This window comes from Pseudomonas sp. BC42 (assembly GCF_021560055.1).
Classification (GTDB): domain Bacteria; phylum Pseudomonadota; class Gammaproteobacteria; order Pseudomonadales; family Pseudomonadaceae; genus Aquipseudomonas.
Map to the genome: position 1 here is coordinate 5,706,929 of NZ_CP091067.1, position 22,404 is coordinate 5,729,332.

General features: G+C 63.9%; 19 protein-coding genes. 12 read left to right on the forward strand and 7 right to left on the reverse strand.

Annotated elements, in window-relative coordinates:
- The first annotated feature begins 9 nt into the window (after positions 1 to 9).
- From L1O02_RS25790 to L1O02_RS25815, 6 genes are all read left to right on the forward strand, one after another.
- Positions 10 to 1,470: an alginate O-acetyltransferase gene (locus L1O02_RS25790; protein WP_129405413.1), complete on the forward strand. Its 1,461-nt coding sequence runs from the start codon at positions 10 to 12 to the stop codon at positions 1,468 to 1,470.
- 8 nt (positions 1,471 to 1,478) lie between these two features.
- The gene (locus tag L1O02_RS25795) at positions 1,479 to 2,603 is read left to right on the forward strand and encodes a mannuronate-specific alginate lyase (RefSeq protein WP_060837630.1); all 1,125 of its coding nucleotides are present in this window, start codon (positions 1,479 to 1,481) and stop codon (positions 2,601 to 2,603) included.
- Positions 2,604 to 2,795: 192 nt separating this feature from the next.
- Positions 2,796 to 4,361, forward strand: a complete 1,566-nt coding sequence (locus L1O02_RS25800) for an MBOAT family protein (RefSeq protein WP_235758941.1) — start codon at positions 2,796 to 2,798, stop codon at positions 4,359 to 4,361.
- Positions 4,362 to 4,372: 11 nt separating this feature from the next.
- The gene (locus tag L1O02_RS25805; protein ID WP_235758943.1) at positions 4,373 to 5,548 is read left to right on the forward strand and encodes an alginate O-acetyltransferase; all 1,176 of its coding nucleotides are present in this window, start codon (positions 4,373 to 4,375) and stop codon (positions 5,546 to 5,548) included.
- 16 nt (positions 5,549 to 5,564) lie between these two features.
- Positions 5,565 to 6,221, forward strand: a complete 657-nt coding sequence (locus L1O02_RS25810; RefSeq protein ID WP_047301872.1) for an alginate O-acetyltransferase AlgF — start codon at positions 5,565 to 5,567, stop codon at positions 6,219 to 6,221.
- A gap of 211 nt (positions 6,222 to 6,432) precedes the next feature.
- Complete coding sequence (locus L1O02_RS25815) at positions 6,433 to 7,884, forward strand: mannose-1-phosphate guanylyltransferase/mannose-6-phosphate isomerase (RefSeq protein ID WP_235758944.1); 1,452 nt, start codon at positions 6,433 to 6,435, stop codon at positions 7,882 to 7,884.
- Positions 7,885 to 8,451: 567 nt separating this feature from the next.
- Here the strand turns inward: L1O02_RS25815 and L1O02_RS25820 are convergent.
- From L1O02_RS25820 to L1O02_RS25830, 3 genes are all read right to left on the reverse strand, one after another.
- On the reverse strand, positions 8,452 to 8,724 hold the full coding sequence (locus L1O02_RS25820) for a DUF3077 domain-containing protein (RefSeq protein ID WP_108544359.1): 273 nt from the start codon (positions 8,722 to 8,724) through the stop codon (positions 8,452 to 8,454).
- A 388-nt stretch (positions 8,725 to 9,112) separates the two neighbouring features.
- Positions 9,113 to 9,697, reverse strand: coding sequence for a putative adenosine monophosphate-protein transferase Fic (locus L1O02_RS25825; RefSeq protein WP_108544357.1), 585 nt, complete (start codon positions 9,695 to 9,697; stop codon positions 9,113 to 9,115).
- On the reverse strand, positions 9,690 to 10,169 hold the full coding sequence (locus L1O02_RS25830) for a YhfG family protein (protein ID WP_108544890.1): 480 nt from the start codon (positions 10,167 to 10,169) through the stop codon (positions 9,690 to 9,692). The genes L1O02_RS25825 and L1O02_RS25830 overlap by 8 nt, the downstream gene beginning before the upstream one ends.
- Before the next feature lie 423 nt (positions 10,170 to 10,592).
- Between L1O02_RS25830 and L1O02_RS25835 the strand changes: the two genes are divergently transcribed.
- The 4 genes from L1O02_RS25835 (at position 10,593) to L1O02_RS25850 (ending at position 14,421) form a co-directional block, all read left to right on the forward strand.
- Complete coding sequence (locus tag L1O02_RS25835) at positions 10,593 to 11,057, forward strand: hypothetical protein (protein ID WP_060837626.1); 465 nt, start codon at positions 10,593 to 10,595, stop codon at positions 11,055 to 11,057.
- Positions 11,058 to 11,093: 36 nt separating this feature from the next.
- Positions 11,094 to 11,918 (forward strand): SDR family oxidoreductase, encoded by an 825-nt coding sequence (locus L1O02_RS25840; protein ID WP_108544355.1) that lies wholly within the window; start codon positions 11,094 to 11,096, stop codon positions 11,916 to 11,918.
- Positions 11,919 to 12,095: 177 nt separating this feature from the next.
- Positions 12,096 to 13,124, forward strand: coding sequence for a sel1 repeat family protein (locus tag L1O02_RS25845; RefSeq protein WP_233789165.1), 1,029 nt, complete (start codon positions 12,096 to 12,098; stop codon positions 13,122 to 13,124).
- Positions 13,125 to 13,395: 271 nt separating this feature from the next.
- Complete coding sequence (locus tag L1O02_RS25850) at positions 13,396 to 14,421, forward strand: sel1 repeat family protein (protein ID WP_235758946.1); 1,026 nt, start codon at positions 13,396 to 13,398, stop codon at positions 14,419 to 14,421.
- Positions 14,422 to 15,074: 653 nt separating this feature from the next.
- Here L1O02_RS25850 and L1O02_RS25855 read toward each other — a convergent pair.
- Genes L1O02_RS25855 through L1O02_RS25870 form a run of 4 tightly spaced genes read right to left on the reverse strand, consistent with a single transcriptional unit; the run spans position 15,075 to position 19,866 of the window.
- Positions 15,075 to 15,935 (reverse strand): HlyD family secretion protein, encoded by an 861-nt coding sequence (locus L1O02_RS25855; RefSeq protein WP_060837623.1) that lies wholly within the window; start codon positions 15,933 to 15,935, stop codon positions 15,075 to 15,077.
- A gap of 10 nt (positions 15,936 to 15,945) precedes the next feature.
- Positions 15,946 to 16,146 carry a DUF1656 domain-containing protein gene (locus tag L1O02_RS25860; protein WP_007930063.1) on the reverse strand — a complete coding sequence of 67 codons (201 nt, stop codon included), beginning with the start codon at positions 16,144 to 16,146 and terminating at the stop codon, positions 15,946 to 15,948.
- Positions 16,136 to 18,343, reverse strand: a complete 2,208-nt coding sequence (locus L1O02_RS25865) for an FUSC family protein (RefSeq protein WP_060837622.1) — start codon at positions 18,341 to 18,343, stop codon at positions 16,136 to 16,138. Before L1O02_RS25865 ends, L1O02_RS25860 begins: the two co-directional genes overlap by 11 nt.
- 11 nt (positions 18,344 to 18,354) lie before the next feature.
- Positions 18,355 to 19,866 carry an efflux transporter outer membrane subunit gene (locus tag L1O02_RS25870; protein ID WP_060837621.1) on the reverse strand — a complete coding sequence of 504 codons (1,512 nt, stop codon included), beginning with the start codon at positions 19,864 to 19,866 and terminating at the stop codon, positions 18,355 to 18,357.
- 266 nt (positions 19,867 to 20,132) lie between these two features.
- On the opposite strand from L1O02_RS25870, the gene L1O02_RS25875 reads away from it, so the two are divergent.
- A complete protein-coding gene (locus tag L1O02_RS25875) occupies positions 20,133 to 21,101 on the forward strand; it encodes a LysR family transcriptional regulator (RefSeq protein WP_060837620.1) in 969 nt (322 codons plus the stop codon).
- Between the two features lie 312 nt (positions 21,102 to 21,413).
- Complete coding sequence (locus L1O02_RS25880) at positions 21,414 to 22,388, forward strand: D-glycerate dehydrogenase (RefSeq protein WP_060837619.1); 975 nt, start codon at positions 21,414 to 21,416, stop codon at positions 22,386 to 22,388.
- Positions 22,389 to 22,404: the final 16 nt, after the last annotated feature.

Genomic DNA, 22,404 nt, shown 5'->3' on the forward strand with positions numbered 1-22,404 from the left:
ATGACTTGCATGCACCCACACTGGATCAAACTCCTGGGCCTGTCGGCCCTGACCGCGGGGATACTCGCCGCCAGCGCCGGCGCCCGCGCCGATGCGGCCAGCGCTGCGAGCGCCGCGCCCAGCTTCAAGGCCGAGCCGTGCTGCAACCTGTGCCCGGCCGCCCACGACGCGAAGAACTACGTGACCCGCTACCAGCAGAACTTCACCACCCTGGTGCAAGCCCAGGGCGACTGGCTGTTCCGTACCCAGGAAGATTTGCGCACCGAGTTCAACACCACGCCTGAAGGCTACCGCCGCCTCAAGCAGCTGCACGAAGCCTTCAAGAGCAAGGGCGTGGAACTGGTGCTGGTGTACCAGCCGACCCGCGGCCTGGTGAACCGCAACAAGCTCAACCCGGAACAGAAAGCCCGCTTCGACTACGACAAGGCGCTGAACAACTACAAAGCCATGCTCGGGCGCTTCGCCCAGATGGGCTACGTGGTGCCGGACCTGTCGCCGCTGACCAACGAACAACTGCCCGAGACCCTGCCGGCCCACGACTTCTACTTCCGCGGCGACCAGCACTGGACCCCTTACGGCGCCCAGCGCACGGCGAAGATCGTCGCCGACAAGGTCAAGCAACTGCCGGCCTTCGCCGACATTCCCCGGCGCGAATTCGAGACCCACAAGTCCGGGCGCATGGGCAAGACCGGCACCCTGCACAACATGGCCGGGCAGCTGTGCGGCACCAGCTACGCCATCCAGTACATGGACCAGTTCACCACCGAGCCCAAGGGCGAGGCCGGCGACGGCGACCTGTTCGGTGATTCCGGCAACCCGCAGATCACCCTGGTGGGCACCAGCCACAGCGGCAAGAACTACAACTTCGCCGGCTTCCTCGAAGAGGCCATCGGCGCCGACATTCTCAACGTCGCCTTCCCCGGCGGCGGACTGGAAGGCTCGATGCTGCAGTACCTGGGCAGCGACGAATTCCAGAAGTCCCCGCCGAAGATCCTGATCTGGGAATTCTCGCCGCTGTACCGCCTGGACCAGGAAACCATCTACCGGCAGATGATGGCCCTGCTGGACAACGGCTGCGAAGGCAAGAACCCGCAGATGAGCGCCAGCACCACCCTCAAGCCGGGCAAGAACGAATTGCTGGTCAACAGCAAGAACCTGGACCTGCGCAACAGCGGCCATCAGGTCGACATCCGCTTCGCCGACCCTTCGGTGAAAACCCTGCAAGCCACCCTCTGGTACATGAACGGCCGCCACGAGGACATCAAGATCGAAAAACCGGAAACGTCCGACACCGACGGGCGCTTCGCCTTCGAACTGCGCACCGATGAAGACTGGGCCTCGCAGAACCTGCTGGCGGTGGAGATCCAGGGTCCGGAAGCGGGCACTGCCGGGCAGAAGGTCGAAGCGAAAATTTGCAAACGCAACGTATTCCCGAGCGCCGAGCAACGCACCGCGCAGATCGGGCAATGAGGTTACCTATGCAAAGCACACAGCTGAAACGCCTGTTGATACCCAGCCTGCTGGGGCTGGCCATGCTCACCGGCAGCGCCCAGGCCGCCGCGCCGCTGCGTCCGCCCCAGGGCTATTACGCCCCGGTGGACAAGTTCAAGAGCGCTGACGACAGCGAAGGCTGCGACGCCATGCCCGCGCCCTACACCGGCGCCCTGCAGTTTCGCAGCAAGTACGAAGGCTCGGACAAGGCCCGGGCCACCCTCAACGTGCAGTCCGAACAGGCCTTTCGCGACACCACCGCGGACATCACCAAGATCGAGCGCGGCACCAGCAAGCGGGTCATGCAGTTCATGCGCGACGGCCGCCCGGAGCAACTGGACTGCACCCTCGCCTGGCTCAGCGCCTGGGCCCAGGCCGATGCGCTGATGTCCAAGGACTTCAACCACACCGGCAAGTCGATGCGCAAATGGGCCCTGGGCAGCATGGCCTCGGCCTACCTGCGGCTGAAGTTCTCCGACTCCCACCCCCTGGCCACCCACCAGGAACAGGCGCAGAAGATCGAGGCCTGGTTCAGCAAGATGGCCGACCAGGTGGTCAGCGACTGGGACAACCTGCCCCTGGACAAGACCAACAACCACTCCTACTGGGCCGCCTGGTCGGTGATGGCCACCGCCGTGGCCACCAACCGCCGCGACCTGTTCGACTGGGCCGTGAAGGAATACAAGGTCGGCGCCAATCAGGTCGATGCCGACGGCTTCTTGCCCAACGAACTCAAGCGCCAGCAACGGGCCCTGGCCTATCACAACTACGCCTTGCCGCCCTTGGCGATGATCGCCAGCTTCGCCCAGGTCAACGGCGTCGACCTGCGCCAGGAAAACAACGGCGCGCTCAAGCGCCTGGGCGAGCGAGTGCTGGCTGGGGTGAAAGACCCGGACACCTTCGAGCAGAAAAACGGCAAGCAGCAGGACATGACCGACCTCAAGGTCGACTCCAAATTCGCCTGGCTGGAACCCTACTGCAGCCTCTACACCTGCGCCCCGGATGTCTTGGAACGCAAGCACAAGATGCAGCCGTTCAAGACCTTCCGCCTGGGCGGCGACCTGACCAAGGTCTACGACCCGACCCACGAAAAAGGCAACAAGGGCCCGTAACAGCAACACCTGTCGCCACTGCCGAGGCACGAGGCTGCGACGCGGTCCAAAGGACCGCCGCCGGGGGCCGCTTCGTACCTCGGCAGCGGCGACAGAGAGCGTCATGCATGCAATACGCCCCCCGCGTTTTTTCACGGGGGGGTTTGGGGGGGCTGCGGCCTCTGACTATTGGTTAAACATGGAGAGATCGGGATGGTTTTCTCATCCAATGTGTTCCTGTTCCTGTTCCTGCCGATCTTTCTCGGCTTGTACTACTTGAGCGGGCAACGCTATCGCAACCTGCTGCTGCTGATCGCCAGCTACGTGTTCTACGCCTGGTGGCGCGTGGACTTCCTGGCGCTGTTCGCCGGGGTCACCCTGTGGAACTACTGGATCGGCCTGAAAGTCGGCGCCGCCGGTGTGCGCACCAAACCCGCCCAGCGCTGGCTACTGCTGGGGGTGGCGGTGGACCTGTGCATCCTCGGCTACTTCAAGTACGCCAACTTCGGCGTCGACAGCCTCAACGCCATCATGACCTCCATGGGCCTGGAGCCGTTCATCCTGACCCACGTGCTGTTGCCGATCGGCATCTCGTTCTACATCTTCGAGTCCATCAGCTACATCATCGACGTCTACCGCGGCGACACCCCGGCCACCCGCAACCTGATCGACTTCGCGGCGTTCGTGGCGATCTTCCCGCACCTGATCGCCGGCCCCGTGCTGCGCTTTCGCGACCTGGCGGACCAGTTCAACAACCGCACCCACACCCTGGACAAGTTCTCCGAAGGCTGCACCCGCTTCATGCAGGGCTTCATCAAGAAAGTGTTCATCGCCGACACCCTGGCGGTGGTCGCCGACCATTGCTTCGCCCTGCAAAACCCCACCACGGGCGACGCCTGGCTCGGCGCCCTGGCCTACACCGCGCAGCTGTACTTCGACTTCTCCGGCTACAGCGACATGGCCATCGGCCTGGGCTTGATGATGGGTTTTCGCTTCATGGAAAACTTCAAGCAGCCCTACATCAGCCAGTCGATCACCGAGTTCTGGCGGCGCTGGCACATCAGCCTGTCCACCTGGCTGCGGGACTACCTGTACATCACCCTGGGCGGCAACCGCAAAGGCACCCTGATCACCTACCGCAACCTGTTCCTGACCATGCTCCTGGGCGGCCTGTGGCACGGCGCCAACTTCACCTACATCGTCTGGGGTGCCTGGCACGGCATGTGGCTGGCCATCGAAAAGGCCCTGGGCATCAACACCACGCCGCGCAGCCTGAACCCGATCCGCTGGGCCCTGACCTTCCTACTGGTGGTGATGGGTTGGGTGATCTTCCGCGCCGAGAACCTGCACGTGGCCGGGCGCATGTACGGCGCCATGTTCAGCTTTGGCGACTGGTCGCTGTCGGAACTCAACCGCGCCAGCCTCACCGGCCTGCAAGTGGCGACCCTGGTCCTGGCCTACGCCACCCTGGCGTTCTTCGGCCTGCGTGACCTGTACCGCAACCCGGCACCGGTCAAGGCCAAGCCCGACGTCGCTACCCCCGCCGACGGCCCGGCCAGCGCCCAGCCCGGCCTGATCAAGGCAGTGCCCGGGGACACCCCCGGCAGCATTCACCAGCCGGGCTACATCGTCGGCACCGAGGCCCAGGTGCAACCGGCCTACTGGAGCGCCGACTGGTCGCGCTACGTGATGCGCGCCCTGGTGCTGCTGCTGTTCATCGCCTCGATTCTCAAACTCTCGGCGCAAAGCTTCTCGCCGTTCCTTTACTTCCAGTTCTGAGGGATCTGCCCATGACCCGCTCATTACGTGTGTTCTACATCGCCCTGTTCCTGATGACCCTGCTGGTTCTAGGGCTGTGGTCGGTGCGCAGCTTCTTCGGCTTCAGTACCAACAACGACGCCACCGTGCTCAACGGGCGCTGGGCCAAGGCCGTGGAAACCCACTACGACGACCAGTTCCCGATCAAGCGCCTGGGCACCAACCTGTGGGCCGCCCTGGACTTCAAGCTGTTCAACGAAGGCCGCCCCGGGGTGGTGCTGGGCCGCGACCAGTGGCTGTACAGCGATGAAGAGTTCAACCCGGTGGTCAACGAGGAGCTCAACCTGCAAGGCAACTACGCCCTGGTGGAAGGCGTGCGCCAGACCTTGAAAGAGCACGGAGTGAAACTGGTGATGGCCATCATTCCGGCCAAGGCGCGCCTGTACCCGGAGCACCTGGACGAGGTACGTCCGGCGCGGATCCACGCCAACCTCTACCAGGACTTCCACGCCCGGGTCGCCGCCAACAAGATCCTTGCCCCCGACCTGCTGGGGCCCCTGCGACAGGCCAAGCAACAGGGCCAGCAAGTGTTCCTGCGTACCGACACCCACTGGACCCCGGCCGGCGCCGAAGTCGTCGCCCGGCAACTGGCCACAGCCATCGCCGCCAAGGCCCCGCTCAGCGGTCCGCCGCAACGCTTCGTCACCCAAACCCAGGAGACCGTGAAGCACCAGGGCGACCTGCGGCGCTTCCTGCCCCTGGACCCGCTGTTCGAGAGCCTGATGCCCGCCGAAGAGCCCCTGCAAAAGCGCGTGACCCGGGCCAGCGAGGAACAGCCGGCCGCCGACGACGCACTGTTCGCCGACCACGAAGTGCCGGTGACCCTGGTGGGCACCAGCTACAGCGCCAACCCCAGCTGGAACTTTGTCGGCGCCCTGAAACAGGCCCTGCACAGCGACGTGCTGAGCTACGCCGAGGACGGCCACGGCCCGATCCTGCCGATGCTCAGCTACCTGAAAAGCGACGACTTCAAGAACCACCCGCCCCAGGTGCTGATCTGGGAATTCCCTGAACGCTATCTGCCTGTGAACAACGAAATCGGCGACGCCGACCCGCAGTGGGTCGCAGAACTCAAGCAAGCCGGTGCACGCCAACAGAACCTAGCTGTTAACGCCAAATCCGAGACGCCCGACCGGGCGCAAAACTGAAAAAGAGGTAACACTCATGACTTTCATCACTACTCCTCGCCGTCTCGCCCAAGCAATCACCCTGGCTGCCGGCATGAGCGTCCTGTCCCTGTCCGCCTTCGCCGGTGGCGACGCCGCCCTGTACGGCCCCACCGCGCCCAAGGGCTCGACCTTCGTGCGCCTGTACAACGCCAGCAACAGCGAAGTCAGCGCCACGGTGGGCAGCACCAACGTCAACGACGTCGCGCCTCTGGCCAGCAGCGACTTCAGCTTCATGCCCGGCGGCGACTACACCGCCAAGGTGGGCAGCCAGAGCGTGCCGGTAAAACTGGCCGCCGATCACTATTACACCCTGGTCAACAACGCCAGCGGCCAGCCGCAACTGATCGAAGAACCGCCGTTCAAGAACAAGCAGAAATCCCTGGTGCGGGTGCAGAACCTCAGCGACCAGGCCCTCACCCTGAAGACCGCCGACGGCAAGACCGACGTGGTCAAGGCGGTGGCCGCCAAAGGCCGCGGCGAGCGCGAAATCAACCCGGTGAAGGTCAGCTTCGCCCTGTACGACGGCGATAAAAAAGTCAGCGACCTCAAGCCCGTGGCCCTGGAGCGAGGCGAAGCGGCGGTGCTCTACGTCACCGGCAACGGCAGCAACCTGTCGCCGGTGTGGGTGAAACGCCCCGTCTCCACCCGCTAACGAATTTCCGGACGGCCGCCGCTCCCCCTGTGTAGGAGCTGGCTTGCCAGCGAAGGCGTCCTCAAGCCCGACACAAGGCTAACAGGCCCCTTCGCCGGCAAGCCGGCTCCTGCAGGGGGCGAGCAAGGGCATCCGGGCACGCCACAAAAACAAGAGTGAAACGACAGAACGCAGTAGCTCTAACCCATACGATGTTTGAAGGAGTAACAACATGATTCCGGTGATCTTGTCAGGTGGTAGCGGCTCACGTCTTTGGCCGCTTTCGCGCAAGCAATTCCCCAAGCAATTCCTCGCCCTGACCGGCGAACACACCTTGTTCCAGCAAACCCTGGAGCGCCTGGTGTTCGAAGGCATGGACACCCCGATCGTGGTCTGCAACAAGGACCACCGCTTCATCGTCAACGAGCAACTGGCAGCCCGTAAGCTCGAATCCCAGCGCATCCTCATGGAGCCCTTCGGCCGCAACACCGCCCCGGCCGTGGCCCTGACCGCGATGATGCTGGTCAACGAAGGCCGTGACGAACTGATGCTGGTGCTGCCCGCCGACCACGTCCTGGACGACCAGAAAGCCCTGCAACGGGCCCTGGCCCTGGCCACCGTGGCCGCCGAGCGGGGCGAAATGGTGCTGTTCGGCGTGCCGGCGACCAAACCGGAAACCGGCTACGGCTACATCAAGTCCAGCAACGATGCGCTGCTGCCGGAGGGCATCAGCCGGGTCGCGCAGTTCGTCGAGAAGCCCGACGAAAAACGCGCCAACGAATTCGTCCAGGCTGGCGGCTACTTCTGGAACAGCGGCATGTTCCTGTTCCGCGCCAGCCGCTTCCTCGAAGAGCTGAAGAAACACGACCCGGACATCTACGACACCTGCCTCCTGACCCTGGAACGCAGCCAGCAGGACGCGGACACCGTGACCATCGACGAAGCCACCTTCGCCTGCTGCCCGGACAACTCCATCGACTACGCGGTGATGGAAAAGACCCAACGCGCCTGCGTGGTGCCACTGAGCGCCGGCTGGAGCGATGTCGGCTGCTGGTCGTCGCTGTGGGACGTGCATGAAAAGGACGCCAACGGCAACGTCAGCAAGGGCGATGTGGTGATCCAGGACAGCAAGAACTGCATGATCCACGGCAACGGCAAGCTGGTGTCGGTGATCGGCCTGGAAAACATCGTCGTCGTCGAAACCAAGGACGCCATGATGATTGCCCACAAGGACAAGGTCCAAGGGGTGAAACAGATGGTCAACACCCTCAACGAACAGGGCCGCAGCGAAACCCAGAACCACTGCGAAGTCTACCGCCCGTGGGGCTCCTACGACTCGGTGGACATGGGCGGGCGCTTCCAGGTCAAGCACATCTCGGTCAAGCCGGGGGCCTGCCTGTCGCTGCAGATGCACCACCACCGCGCCGAACACTGGATCGTGGTCAGCGGCACCGCCGAAGTCACCTGTGACGAGAACGTGTTCCTGCTCACCGAGAACCAGTCCACCTACATCCCCATCGCCTCGGTGCACCGCCTGCGCAACCCGGGCAAGATCCCGCTGGAGATCATCGAAGTGCAATCGGGCAGTTATTTGGGCGAGGACGATATCGAGCGGTTTGAGGATATCTACGGGCGCTCTACTCCGGTGGAGCGTGGCGTTTCGGTGAAAACTATCGCTCAGTAACAGCGGCAAGTAGAAGCAGCCGTAAGCTTCAAGCGGCAAGCTGCAAGTAAAAGCAGGTAGTCGTGCTAACAAGACCTTTGTGCTCCCCCTTTCCAGGTGCCGGCGTCCCCTATCCGCAGGCACTTGGACAGGGGGATTTTTGTAGCCGCTGCCGCAGGCTGCGAAAAGGGCCGAAGGACCTTCAGCGATCTCAAGCCCCCTGCGCCCGCTGCGCGGTCGTTCGCAGCCTGCGGCAGCGGCTACAAGAAACAGCGATCAGTAAAGGCAGCCGTAAGCTTCAAGCGCCAAGCTGCAAGTAAAAGCAGGGAGTCGTGCTAGCAAGACCTTTGTGCTCCCACTTTCCAGGTGCCGGCGTCCCCTATCCGCAGGCGCTTGGACAGGGGGATTTTTGTAGCCGCTGCCGCAGGCTGCGAAAAGGGCCGAAGGACCTTCAGCGATCTCAAGCCCCCTGCGCCCGCTACGCGGTCGTTCGCAGCCTGCGGCAGCGGCTACAAGAAACAAAAAAGCGCTGCGTCCCTCCCACGAAGACACAGCGCTCTTTCGACTCCCTCCATCAGGAAACATCGATCAGGCGTGCAACACCTCTTCCTTCATTCCCAATCCCACGTCATCGATCAGCGCCTTGCCCATCTCCGCCAGGAAATGCGCGGCCCAGGCGTAACGCTCGCCCTGGTCTTCCATGGCCGCATCCAGGGCGAGTTTCTTGGCGTAGTACAGCAGGGTCGACGCGTGCTCCAGCGCCTGCTGCAAAGGCACATCTGCATTGACGCGGAACAGAGACTGATCGGCGTCACCACAGGAACCAAAGGTGACGAAGCCCGAGGTCTTGATAGCGCACATGGTTGAACCCCCATATCAAAGTGAGAGCTGCCACGTTCGTTACCAAGCGAATGGGTGGCAGCCGTGCGCAGGTTGGTAAACCGGAGATACAGGAACCCGGCAGGGACGAGCCCTCCCACGCACAGCCGCCATTGCACGGAAATGCGGGCGCAAAAAAAGCGCCTGCAATCGTCAAGGGGCGCTGTTGCGCCTGTATCAACACGGGTTACCAAGCCCAGCCGCTGAGTTGGCAGCGACGCTCAAAGGCTAGTCCCGGGTTCGATACAGAGCAACGACAAAGGCGTCGCAGTTTATGTCCAAGCCGCTGGCGTTGGGAACATTCAGGATGGCGGCACGCCGTAGCACGCCAGAACAAGCAGGCCATTGCGGCCAACTTCGATAGGAGGTTTTAGGCAGTGACGATGCGCTTGAAGATCTCTGCCATGGGCGCGTAGTTCACATAGACGCCATTGATATTCGCTTCAAGCCACTCATCCTGGCTGACCTCTTCCCAGTCCAGTTCGTAACCTGCCGATAGCGCGAGGTGTTCAAAGAAGATCCGCTGAACTCGGCCATTGCCCTCGCGAAACGGATGAATCATGTTCAGCTCGCAGTAGAATTCCGCCAGCTTTTCACAGAAATCGTTTCGCTCAAGTCCACTCAGCCAGTTGTTTTCTTGAAGATTGGAAAAAATCTTCAGGGCTTCCGCCTCGATTCTTCCGCAGTTACAGAAACGCGTCCCGCCCTTGGAGATATCAACATTTCTTATCTCTCCCGCCCAGGCATAGAGGTCGGAAAACAACTGTCGATGCAGCAGCTTGAGATTCTCCAGGCTGTAGGGCGGAGCAACATAGCGAACCCGACTGACGGTCAGCGCGGTGATGTCCCTCTCCGCCGCCTCAAGGGCGGCCATTTCCTGGATATTCAGCTTGTTTTTAAGCACTGAGGAGGCGGGGTAGCAGTAATGATCATGAGAAGCGTCGTATTTATCCATCCAACGGTCTTCCATGCTTGGCCAAGATTTTTTCCAACGAGGCTTTTTCGTCGAAGATCGGTATGTCTATGCCTTCCAGTCTTGAACTGCTTACAAAGTTTTTAAGCTTGTTCTTTTCGAAACGTTCATAAGGATCAAACCTAGGACGAACAGCGCATTTCGACAACAGGGACAAAGCGCCTCTAAGTTCTGCAACATTCCTGGCGCACATCCTGAAGCCGATTCTTTTTGAAACTTCATTGCGCACAACCGGATAGGGCAAGGCATCACTGAGCGCACGTTCGCACTCTCGCCCCTCTTCTGCGAGGGCACTGAGGCGCTTCAACTTCAAAGATAAAGAGCTCCAGCCATTTGCCCCTAACTTCAAATACAGCTGAGTTTCGACAAAGCGCTTGACCTCAAGAAACGTCCCCAGCTTCTTCAGATCGCTGATCTGTGCAGTTTGCAAAATCTGCTGCAGTGATACGTCCATCATCGCCCCATGATTGATGCCAAAGCCCGGAGATTATACACCTCATAGATCGCCACCACGGGCATGTCTCGTCCTTGGCACCAGCACTCTTCACTGTCGAAAGCGGAGTCCACCCCTTCAGCTAGCATTCGCCTCGTTCGATGTTTGCAGCCCTTAGAACCTGAGCATTTTCCAGTCCCGGTAAAGGTGCTCCAGGAGTGAATAGAGGCCCCGGGAGCATGCCAACCACCCGCTCGGGCGGGCACCAGAATGGACCACATGATGTCCACTATCGGCATAAATCCGCTTTAACGGACCGTCTGTTGTCCCTAACACCCCCATCAAAACCAGACCTGTGGATAACGTCACAACAGCCCTCCTCCATCGCCAACCCCACCTACGCTTAGGTAGGATGTCCCCCTCCTTTTCCCCGAGGCTCGCGTCATGTTCATCGGCGTTCTGCTGGTCGTCACCTGGCTGATCCTGCTTCTGCGCTATCCCGCCAAAGCCCTTCCCGTGTCCCTGGCCGCTGCGTTCGGCCTGGCCCTGGTGGCCTGCTGGGTGGTCTGGCTGGACAATCGCGAAGCCCAGCAACTGGCGCGCCTGGAGCTGCGCCTGAGCTACGCGCCGGACCACTGCCCCGCCGACCGGCCGCTGCAGGTCAAGCTCAACAACGGCAACAAGGTGCCCCTGGTGGAACTGCGCTGGCGGGTCGCCGCCTATGCCCCGGGGGATACGGTCAACCTCGCCGACAACCAGTACAGCGCCCCGCGCTACCGTGGCCCCGGCGAGTTGCAGGCCGGCGCCAACTGGCAGGACTGCCTGCCGCTGCCGCCCCTGCGCCCCGGCTATCGCCCGCAAACCCTGGAGTTTCGCGCCGAGCGTCTACAGGGTAGTTTCTCCGACTGATTCGCCCCTCCTCTCACCCAGCACAAGGACCGCGCCATGCCCGTAGCGTTGATCACCGGTTGTTCCAGCGGCATCGGCCGCGCCCTGGCAGACACCTTCAAGAACGCCGGTTTCACCGTGCTCGCCACCGCTCGCAAGGCCGAGGACGTGAACACCCTGCAAGCCGCCGGTTTCAAGGCCGTGCAACTGGACGTGAATGACGCCCCGGCCCTGGGCGCCCTGGGCGAGGAGATCAACCAGCAATACGGCGGCCTGGATGTGCTGATCAACAACGCCGGCTACGGCGCCATGGGCCCGCTGCTGGATGGCGGTGTGCAAGCCATGCAGCGCCAGTTTGAAACCAACGTGTTTTCGGTGGTCGGGGTGACCCGGGCGATGTTCCCGGTGCTGCGCCGCAGCCGTGGCCTGGTGGTGAATATCGGCAGTGTGTCCGGGGTGCTGGTGACGCCGTTTGCCGGCGCCTACTGCGCCTCGAAGGCCGCGGTGCATGCCTTGAGCGACGCCCTGCGCATGGAGCTGTCGCCGTTCGGCATCCGGGTCATGGAAGTGCAGCCCGGGGCCATTGCCTCCAGTTTCGCCAAGAACGCCGGGCATGAAGCCGAACAGCTGCTCAACGAACAATCGCCCTGGTGGCCCCTGCGCGAGGGCATCCGCGCCCGGGCCAAGGCCTCCCAGGACAAGCCGACCCCCGCCAGCGAATTTGCCGCCGGCTTGCTCAAGGCCGTGCAGCAGGACAACCCGCCGCGCCTGGTGCGCCTGGGCAATGGCAGCCGTGCCCTGCCGCTGCTGGCCAACCTGCTGCCCAAGGGTTTGCTGGAGAAGGGACTGATGAAGCGGTTTGGCTTGAACGCCAAGCTCTGAGCACCCCACGCTGGGCATCCGTTGCATGACACCGTTGTATGCCGCGCCGATGCCCATAGAATGCCCGCACTCAAATTCCAGGGAAGCGGCACCTCAGGCACGCAACGGCTGCCCCCCGCCCCTGCTCATGCCCTCTTGGCGTCCTGCCTTATACGATTGAACCTCAGGGACTCTCCATTGATATCTCGCAGCCTGCTGCCCTTGACCATCCTCACTCTGCTGCTGGGCTGCAATGCCTCGTCACCGGACGAAAAACTCAATGCCACCCTGCCGGACCTGAGCCTGGAACAGATCCTGCCCAAGGTCGAGGCCAACCCCTACTGCACGCCGGAGATGGACAGCGAACGGCTGGTCGGCCTCGGCATCCGACTGATCGATGAGGACGAGGTGCGGCATGGCGCAAGCCGTACCCTGCTGGCAAGCCAGGCCATACAGATGGCCCGCGCCTGCCTGATCATGGCCGCCCCCCGCAACACCATGAGCCTGTGCATCCTGGGCGGGATTGTCGGCTCCCGGCAGAAGGACTATGACAAAAGCGAAGCCTTCAACTACATCGCCTACGCCGCCCAGCACAATGAATCCTGCGCGGAAGCGGGCCTGTACCACATCTATAACGTCGGCAAGCTGGACCAGCCCCCGAACAAGGCATTGGCCATGGCCTGGCTGGAACGCGCCGCTCGGCACGGCGACCAGGACTCGCAACAGGAGATGGTGCGCCGCAACGAACAGGACAATTTGCCGCTGGCCTACGCCTGGGCCCGAACCCTGGATGACGCCCAAACGCTCGCAGCGCTGAAACGCAAGATGAGCCCTCAGCAGTTGGCCGAAGGCGAGCAGCATTACACCCGGTTACTCGGTCAACTCACGCCGAAACAGGAGATTGAGCAGGCGCTGCGCCAGGACCTCATCGCCCTGGGCACAGGGGATCTGTACTTCAGCTACCCGGAAGTATTCGCGGGCATGTCGCCTGAGCAACGGCATGCGTTCGTCGCCCAGTTGGTGGACATGCAGGACCGCCACCCGAAGTTCCACACCCGCGGCCAACTGGTGGCCTACGCCTTGATTTCCCGCCTGGTGCAAAGCACAGGCCCGGCCGTGGACCTGTGGCAAGACCCGGCGCTGCAGGCCGTGCTGGAGGACGATGACCTGAGCGTGGAAGACAGCGTAGCCAAGGCCAAAATCATTCTGGCCAAGCGCAAGTCATAACGGGAGCGGCGGCGCTAGCGCTGTTGAAGCCGTCGCCGAGGTGTCATCCGCTCAAGGCCTCAGGGCCCCTTGCCGCGGTCAACCAGATGCCGCGGTTTGGGTTGTACGCCCTCTCAAACCCCGTAGAATGCGCGACCTTGAGCCCTTAGGGCTCATGCAGCATGGAATCGCTGGCGTCGACACCCAAGCACGGAATGGCTAACGCTCCTCCTTCCCCCGTCCCAGCCTGATTTCATGCGCGCCTTTTCATTCGCCGATCAGGGAATACCCATTGAAATTGTTCAACGCGCTGCCACTGGCCTTGGCTGTCTTGCTGGCGGCCTGCGCCTCCACGGCTCCGGAAAACACCGAACCGAAAGTCCCCGAACTGAATGACACCCTGCCCAAGCTGACGCTGGAAAGTGTCTTGCCCAAGGTCAGCGCCAACGAGTACTGCAACCCGGCCATGGAGGCCGATCTGCTGTACGGCATCGGTTACAAGCTGAACGAGATCGAGGACTACAAGAACGCCAAGGGCTGCTTCGCCATGGCCGCGCCGCACTACACCCGGGCCTTCTGCTTCCTGTCCACCACCACTGACCAGGAAACCGACAAGCCCAAGGCCGAGCGCGACCGCGAGTCCTTCAACTACATCGCCTACTCCGCCTCGCAGAACGACTGGTGCGCCGAGTACGGCATGTACGCCACCTACTGGTTCGGCGACAAGGACATCCCCAAGGACCGGGACCTGGCCCTGCGCTGGCTGGAGCGCTCGGCGCTGCACGGCAACCCGGAGCCGCAGCAGAACCTGGCCGACGCCGCCGAAGAGTCCGGCGACCTGGTCAAGGCCTACGCCTGGCTGAAGGTTATCGACAACACCGAAGACACCAGCCAGCTGGATGCCCTGAAAGGCAAGATGAGCCCGGAGCAACTGGCCGAAGGCGAACAGCGCTTTGCCGACCTCAAGAAGCGCGTGACCAGCAAACAGGTGATGTACGACGAAGCACGAGATGAGGAGGTGGCGATTTTCTCCGCCGAGATCCACTTCGATCTCCCCGACCTGTTCCAGGGCATGACCACGGCTGAGCGCCAGGCTTTTGTCAAAGCGGCCATCGCCAAGGCCCGGGACAGCGGCCAGTTCAAGCTGCATTACGCGGTAACCCAGTACGTCATCGTCTCGCGGCTGGCCCAGCAGCGTTACCCCGGTGTCGACGTGCTGCAGAACCCGAAGCTGGTGGCCGCGATCAACCACGTCAACGACGGCCTGCAAGCCACGGCGAAGAAGTCCCTGGCGATCATGCAGAAAACCTACAAATAACCGCCCCCCGTAGGAGCCGGCTTGCCGGCGAAGGGGCCCGCAAGCCTTGCAGCGCCTGTGACGACGCTTTCGCTGGCAAGCCAGCTCCTACAGCCGTCAGGTGCACCGCGCAGTTCCCCGTAGGAGCCGGCTTGCCGGCGAAGGGGCCCGCAAGCCTTGCAGCGCCTGGGCCGACGCCTTCGCTGGCAAGCCAGCGCCTACAGCAGTCAGGTGCACCGCGCAGTTCCCCGTAGGAGCCGGCTTGCCGGCGAAGGGGCCCGCAAGCCTTGCACCGCCTGTGACGACGCCTTCGCTGGCAAGCCAGCTCCTACAGCAGTCAGGTGCACCGCGCAGTTCCCCGTAGGAGCCGGCTTGCCGGCGAAAGGGCCCGCAAGCCTTGCACCGCCTGTGACGACGCCTTCGCTGGCAAGCCAGCGCCTACAGCAGTCAGGTGCACCGCGCAGTTCTCCGTAGGAGCCGGCTTGCCGGCGAAGGGGCCCGCAAGCCTTGCAGCGCCTGGGCCGACGCTTTCGCTGGCAAGCCAGCGCCTACAGCAGTCAGGTGCACCGCGCAGCTCCCCGTAGGAGCCGGCTTGCCGGCGAAGGGGCCCGCGAGCCTTGCAGCGCCTGTGACGACGCCTTCGCTGGCAAGCCAGCGCCTACAACCGCCGGCGGCTACAGAGGCTCGGGGTTGACGATGACGGTGCAGGTGATGCCGGCGGCCAGCAGCACGCCGTCCGGCACTTCGTCGATGTGGATGCGCACCGGCACGCGCTGGGCCAGGCGCACCCAGTTGAAGGTCGGGTTGACGTCGGCGATCAGTTCGCGGCTTTCCGGGTTGTCGCGGTCGTAGATGCCGCGGGAAATGCTTTCCACATGCCCCTTGAGCACTTCGCCGCTCATCAGTTGCATGTCCGCCTTATCCCCCACGCGCACGTGGGGCAGCTTGGTTTCCTCGAAGAAGCCGTAGACCCAGAACGAGTTCATGTCGACCACCGCCATCTTCGCTTCGCCAATACGCGCGTAGTCGCCGCGGTGCACGTTGAGGTTGGTGACGTAGCCGTCCACCGCCGCCCGCACCTGGGTGCGCTTGAGGTTGAGTTCCGCCGCTTCCAGCTGGGCCTGGGCGTGCTGGTAATCGGCCAGGGCCGAGTCGGCGATGTTGCCGGCGTCGTCGCGGTTTTCCTTGGAGATCACCAGGTTGTCCATGTCGGCGCGGCGCTTGGCGTTGACCTTGCGCATCTCCCAGGTGGCCTTTTTCGACGCCACCAGCGATTGCGCCTGCTTGACCGCGATCTGGTAGTGCTCGGGGTCGATCTGCATCAGCAGATCGCCCTTGTGCACCAGCTGGTTGTCCTTGACCGGCACGTCCACCACTTCACCGGTGACGTCGGCGGCGACGTTGATGATGTCCGCGCGCACCCGGCCGTCACGGGTCCAGGGGGTGTACATGTAGTGCTCCCACAGGGTGCGGCCGATCCACAGGGCCAGGGCCAGCACGAGCAGGGTGGCGAGCAGGCTGAAAAACTTTTTCATTGGGCGAATCTCAACGGTAGACAGTGAGCGCCATGGCGCCGAACAGACAGCAGAACAGGCTCAGGCGCAGCAGCGCCGGGTGCCAGAAGAAGCGATACAGGTCATAGCCGGAGATGAACCGGTCCAGGGCCCAGGCCAGGGCCGCGGCGATGAAGAACATCAGGGTCATGGTGGGCATGTAAACGCCGTGGAAGGCGATTTCACGAGGCATGGTCAAGTCCTTGGGGTGCAGGCGCCGTTGGCTTGGCCACGGCATAGGCCGCCAGCGGCGATTGCGGGTCGAGCAGTGAAGTGCGGATGAAGTGCAGGTAGCTCTTGACCCGGCGCAGGGCCGAGGTGTCGAAGTGCGGGGCAAAGGGCTCGTCGGTGGCCTGGACCCGGCTGATGGCGTGGTCCACGGCGATCAGCCCGCGTTCCAGGTTGCTCTGGCTGGGCTGCAGGAACAGCCGCACCAATGATCGGCCCATGACCCGGATCGCCTGGCGCCAGGGCTGGGATTCGGCATAGGCCGGGTGCACCGGCAGGATCGCCTGCTCCTTGCGCAACTCGATGATGGCGTGGCCGACTTCCAGCACCACGAACATCCAGCGCAGCAGTTCGCTCTGCACCTTGGGCTGGCCCACCGCCAGGCCATAGGCCTGGTGCAGCAGGTCGCGGGTGCGGCTTTCGAAGCTCGACGCCAGGCCCTTGAGCTTGCCGCTGATGGCGTACACCACTTGGCCGCGCAGGTCCTGCTCCAGGCGCCGCCACAGCCAGCGGCTGTTGGGCGGCAGGATGATCGCCCCGGCCGCGGCGCAGACCAGCATGCCCATGACCATGGCGATGTAGTCGTTGATGAAGGTGTAGGGGTTGTAGACCGTCAGGTTGTCCGGCACCGAGCCGGTGCTGAAGAAGATCAGCAGGCCCAGGCCGACCCCGGCGTACTTGGGCCGCGAGGCGAGGAATGAGCCGAGCACGATCACCGGCGCCAGCATCAGGCACAACAGCGGGAAGCCGTCGATCCAGGGGAACACGAAGAACATTTCGACGAAGCCCACCAGGGCCCCGATAAAGGTCCCGCAGGCCATCTGGAAGGCCATGCGCTTGGGGTTCGGCGTGGCGGCGGACAGGCCGATGGTGGCGGCGGCGATCAGGGTCATGGTGGCGCCGCTGGGCCAGGCGGTGGCCACCCAGTAACTGCCCAGCACCAGCAGCACGAAGGCCGCACGAATGCCCGAAGCGGCACTGGCCAGCCAGTTGGTCTGCGGGGTGTAGGGCTCGTCCCAGCGCTCGCGTTCGTGGCTGTGGTCGGCCAGGGACGCGTGGGTCTGGGCGTAGCTGTGCATCTCGTCGACGAAGCGGTACAGCAGCTCGTAGGCGGTGTGGAAATCCAGCTGCTCGGCGTCGCTCGGGCCGCTCTCCTGGAAGGCCGCGCGCAGGCTGCGCACCCGCGCCGGCAGCTCGCTCTTGTAGGCCGCCAGGGCCGTGGCCAGGCGCGCCGCGTCGGGGCTGGTGAGGGCCCGACCGGAGAAACCGTCCAGCAGTTCCGCCAGGTCCTGCAGGCCCGGCTTGATCGCCGCCACCACATGGTCGGCGCCGCTGCTGCGCAGGCGTTCGAGCAACTGGTGCAGGGCGTTGAAGCGCGTGGTGATGCCCATGAACTCGCTGTTCAGGCGGCTCAGGCGGCCGTTGCGCCGACGCATGTGCGGGTCTTCGAACACGGTGACGCTGCGCAGCCCTTCCAGGCCCACGGCCTCGGCAATGAAACGCACGTTGCTGCTTTCAAAACTGTCGCGCTGGCTGCGCCCGCGCAGGCCGTCGGTGACGAACAGAGCGAACACCCCGAAGCGCTGGTACAGGGCGTTGCGCATCGCAGCGCTGGCGGTCTGCGGCAGGATCGCGGCGCTGACCAGGGTCGAGCAGAGAATCCCCAGGGAGATCTCCAGCACCCGCCACACCGCCGCCATGAAGGCGCCTTCCGGATGGGCCAGGGCCGGCAGGCCGACCATGGCCGCGGTGTAGCCGGCGAGGACGAAACCGTAGGCGCGGAAGTTGCGGCAGCGCGCGGCACCGGCCGAGCAGATGCCGACCCAGATCGCCAGGGAGCCGAGGAACAGCTCGGTGTTCTGGGCGAACAGGGCGATCAGCGCCACCATCACCGCCGAGCCGGTCAGGGTGCCGAGAAAGCGGTAGAAGCTCTTGGCGAACACCTGGCCGCTCTGCGGCTGCATGACGATGAACACGGTGATCATCGCCGTGCGCGGTTGCGGCAATTCCAGGCGCATGGCCAGCCACAGGGTGAGGAACGCGGCGGCCAGCACCTTGAAGATGTAGACCCAGGTCACGCCGTCGCTGCGTGCCCAGTCGAAGAAACCCCGGCGCCATTCAAGGGAGTACAGCCAGCGCAAAGGGGCGGGCAAGGAAGTCATGGGAGCCTGCTTCAGTGGTCGAACACGGCCAGGGCCGCGGGGGTCTTGGGTGCCTGGGTGCGGTTTTCCGCGGGGACGTCGCGGCCGGCTTCCAGCCCGCCGCCCAGGGCCGTCACCAGGTCCGCCTGGGCGGTCAGGCGCGCGGCCTGCACCTGCTGCTGGATCTGCTGCTGGTGAAACAGCAGGCTCTGGGCGTTGAGCACATTCAGGTAGTCGGTCAGGCCGCGCTGGAAGGCCACGGTGGCGATGTCGTAGGTCTTCTGCGCCGCGGCCACCGACTCGGCGGCAAAGACTTGCTGCTTGTCCATGGACTCGCGGCGGATCAGCTGGTCGGAAATGCTTTTCAGCGCGTCCACCAGGGTCTGGTTGTACTTGGCCACGGCCATGTCGTAGCCGGCCGCGGCTTCGCCCAGCTCCGAGCGCAGGCGGCCGCCGTCGAAGATCGGCAGGCTGATGGCCGGGCCGACGCTGTAGTTGAGCTTCTTGCCAGTGAGGAACTCCAGGGCGCCGCCGCCAGTGGCCATGAAACCGATGCTGCCCACCAGGTCGACGTTGGGGTAGAAGCCGGCGTGGGCCACATCGATGCCTCGGGCCTGGGCTGCCACTTGCCAGCGGCTGGCGACCACGTCGGGGCGCTGCCCCAGCAGTTCGGCGGGCAGGGCCGACGGCAGTTTCAGCGCGGCGCCCAGGGACAGGCTCGGCCGCTGCAGTTGCGCGCCCTCTCCCGGGCCCTTGCCAGCCAGGGCCGCCAGTTGGTTGCGGGTCAGGGCGATTTCTTCGTCCAGGGCGTCCAGCTGGCGATGGGTTTCCGGCAGCGGCGCCTCGGCCTGGCTGACTTCGAAATGGGTGCCCAGGCCGCCGTCCAGGCGCCGTTGCGCCAGTTCGAGAATCTGTTGCTGCTGCTTCAGGGTGGCGGCGACGATATCGCGCTGGGCGAAGTGCAAGGACAGCTGGATATAGCTGCGCACCACGTTGTTCACCAGTTCCAGCTGGGCCTGGCGGGCTTCGGCCACGCTCATGTGGGCCAGGTCGACGGCGCGCTCGGTGTTGTTGCTCTCGCGGCCCCAGAGGTCCAGGGCATAACTCAAGCCCAGGGCGGCGTTGTTGTCCCAGGTGGTGGTGTTGGCCAGGGCGCCGGGGCCGTAGAACTGATCGGTGGGCCAATTGTGGCGCTTGAGGGTGGCGTCGCCCTTGATCTGCAGCGACTCGGCCGACTCGGCGATACCGGCCAGGGCCTTGGCCTGGCGCACCCGGGCGGCGGCCATGGCCAGGCTCGGGCTGCCTTGCACGGCGAGGCTGATCCAGCGGTTCAACTGCGGGTCGCCGTAGGCCTGCCACCACTGGGCACTCGGCCAGTGGGCCTCTTGCGCGGCGCTCTGGATCGCCTCGTCGGTGGCCAGTGTATTAGCGGGAAGTGTCTTGCCTTGTGGGGCAATGCCTCCGGTTCCGATGCAGCCGCTGATTGCTAACGATAAAGCCCAAACACTGAGGGTCTTGAACCCTCTGCTGATGCGACGCGGCACTGCTGCGAATTCCTGAAGATCGGGGGGGAGTATTTCTCTCGTGGAAGTCGGCCGGCCAGCGCAGCGATACGCCTGCTACACCGCGTTGCGCGGATCGCCGGCACGCCGACTCCTACGGATCGGCGCAATTCTAGGGGGCGGCCGGGGCGGCGATAAGCTGGGATTCCTGTGAATCTTTGTTACCGTAAACGCGATAATCCCTTGGTCGCCTATCCAAGCCCCCGTAACTTCGTGTCACAATTTGCCATCTCCCCAGAGAGCACCCCATGGACACTTTGCAAAACATGCGCGCCTTCAGTTGTGTGGCCGAAGCCGGCAGTTTCACCGCCGCGGCGGTGCAACTGGATACCACCACGGCCAACGTCTCGCGCGCAGTCTCCAATCTTGAGGCTCACCTGCAAACCCGCCTGCTCAACCGTACCACCCGCCGTATCGCCCTGACCGAAGCCGGCAAGCGCTACCTGCTGCGCTGCGAGCAGATCCTGGCCTACGTCGAAGAAGCCGAGGCCGAGGCCAGCGACGCCCACGCCCGCCCCGCCGGCCAGTTGAAAGTGCACACCATGACCGGCATCGGCCAGCACTTCGTGATCGACGCCATCGCCCGCTACCGCAAATCGCACCCGGACGTGACCTTCGACCTGACCATGGCCAACCGCGTGCCGGACCTTCTGGACGAGGGCTACGACGTGTCCATCGTGCTGGCCAGCGAGCTGCCGGACTCGGGGTTCGTCTCCCAGCGCCTGGGGATCACCTACAGCATCGTCTGCGCCTCCCCGGCCTACGTGAAAGCCAACGGCTGCCCGCACAAACCCAGCGACCTGCTGAACCACGCCTGCCTGCGCCTGGTGAGCCCGGTGATTCCCCTGGAGAAATGGGCCTTCGACGGCCCGGAAGGCCAGGAAATGGTCACCATCAACAGCTCGCCGTTCCTGGTCAACTCCGCCGACGCGATGAAGACCGCGATCATCAGCGGCATGGGCATTGGCGTGCTGCCGGTGTACGCCGCCATCGAAGGTTTGCGCAACGGCACCCTGGTGCGCGTGATGCCCCAGTACCGCTCCCAGGAGCTGAACCTGTACGCCATCTACCCGTCGCGCCAGTACCTGGACGCCAAGATCAAGACCTGGGTCGAATACCTGCGCGGCTCCCTGCCGGAGATCCTTGCCGCGCACCAGGCGGAACTGGCGGCCTATGAACTGAGCGGCAGCCTCACCGGCGCACGCCTGGCCAATTGACCGCCGGGGCACTCCCCAAACCACCGTCCCCACCTGTAGGAGCCGGCTTGCCGGCGAAGAGGCCCGCCAGCCTCAGCACCGCCTTCGCTGGCCAGCCAGCTCCTACAGGATGTACGCGGCTCCCACGAACGACGCCCGCCCCCCGTAGGAGCCGGCTCGCCGGCAAAGAGGCCCGCAAGTTCTGCGCAAATCTGGAAACCGATTTCGCTGGCAAGCCAGCGCCTACACAGGCCAGCGCCGGCAGGCTTTGGCGGCGGCGGCAAAAATGTTAGCTTGCTTGGCATTCTCTCCCGCCTGACGAGTCTTCCCGCAATGAAAAAGACGGTACTTGCCTTCAGCCGCATCACCCCCGAGATGACCGAACGCCTGCAACAGGACTTCGAGGTCATCGTCCCCAACCCCAAGCTGGGGGACATCGCCGCGCAGTTCAATGAAGCCCTGCCCCGGGCCCACGGCCTGATCGGCGTCGGCCGCAAGCTGGGGCGCGCGCAGCTGGAAAACGCCGCGCAGCTGGAAGTGGTGTCGAGCATCTCGGTGGGTTACGACAACTATGACCTGGCCTATTTCAACGAACGCGGGCTGATGCTCACCAACACCCCGGACGTGCTCACCGAGAGCACCGCCGACCTGGCCTTTGCCCTGCTCATGGGCAGCGCTCGCCGGGTGGCCGAGCTGGATGCCTGGACCAAGGCCGGGCAATGGCAGGCCAGCGTCGGCCCGGCGCTGTTCGGTTGCGATGTGCACGGCAAGACCCTGGGGATCGTCGGCATGGGCAACATTGGCGCGGCCATCGCCCGCCGTGGGCGTTTGGGCTTCGGCATGCCGATCCTCTACAGCGGCAACAGCCGCAAGGCGGCCCTGGAGCAGGAACTGGGCGCACAGTTCCGCAGCCTGGAGCAACTCTTGGCCGAGGCGGATTTCGTCTGCCTGGTGGTGCCGTTGAGCGAACAGACCCGGCACCTGATCAGCCACCGTGAACTGGCCCTGATGAAACCCAGCGCGATCCTGGTGAACATTTCCCGCGGGCCGGTGGTGGATGAGCCGGCGTTGATCGACGCCTTGCAGAAGGGCCAGATCCGTGGCGCCGGCCTGGATGTGTACGAGAAAGAGCCGTTGGCAGAATCGCCGCTGTTCCAGTTGAAGAACGCGCTGACCCTGCCGCACATCGGCTCGGCCACCCATGAAACCCGTGACGCCATGGCCGAACGCGCCATGAGCAACCTGCGCAGCGCCCTTCTGGGCGAACGCCCGCAGGACCTGGTCAACCCGCAAGTGTGGAAGGGCTGACCACCCACTGCCTATC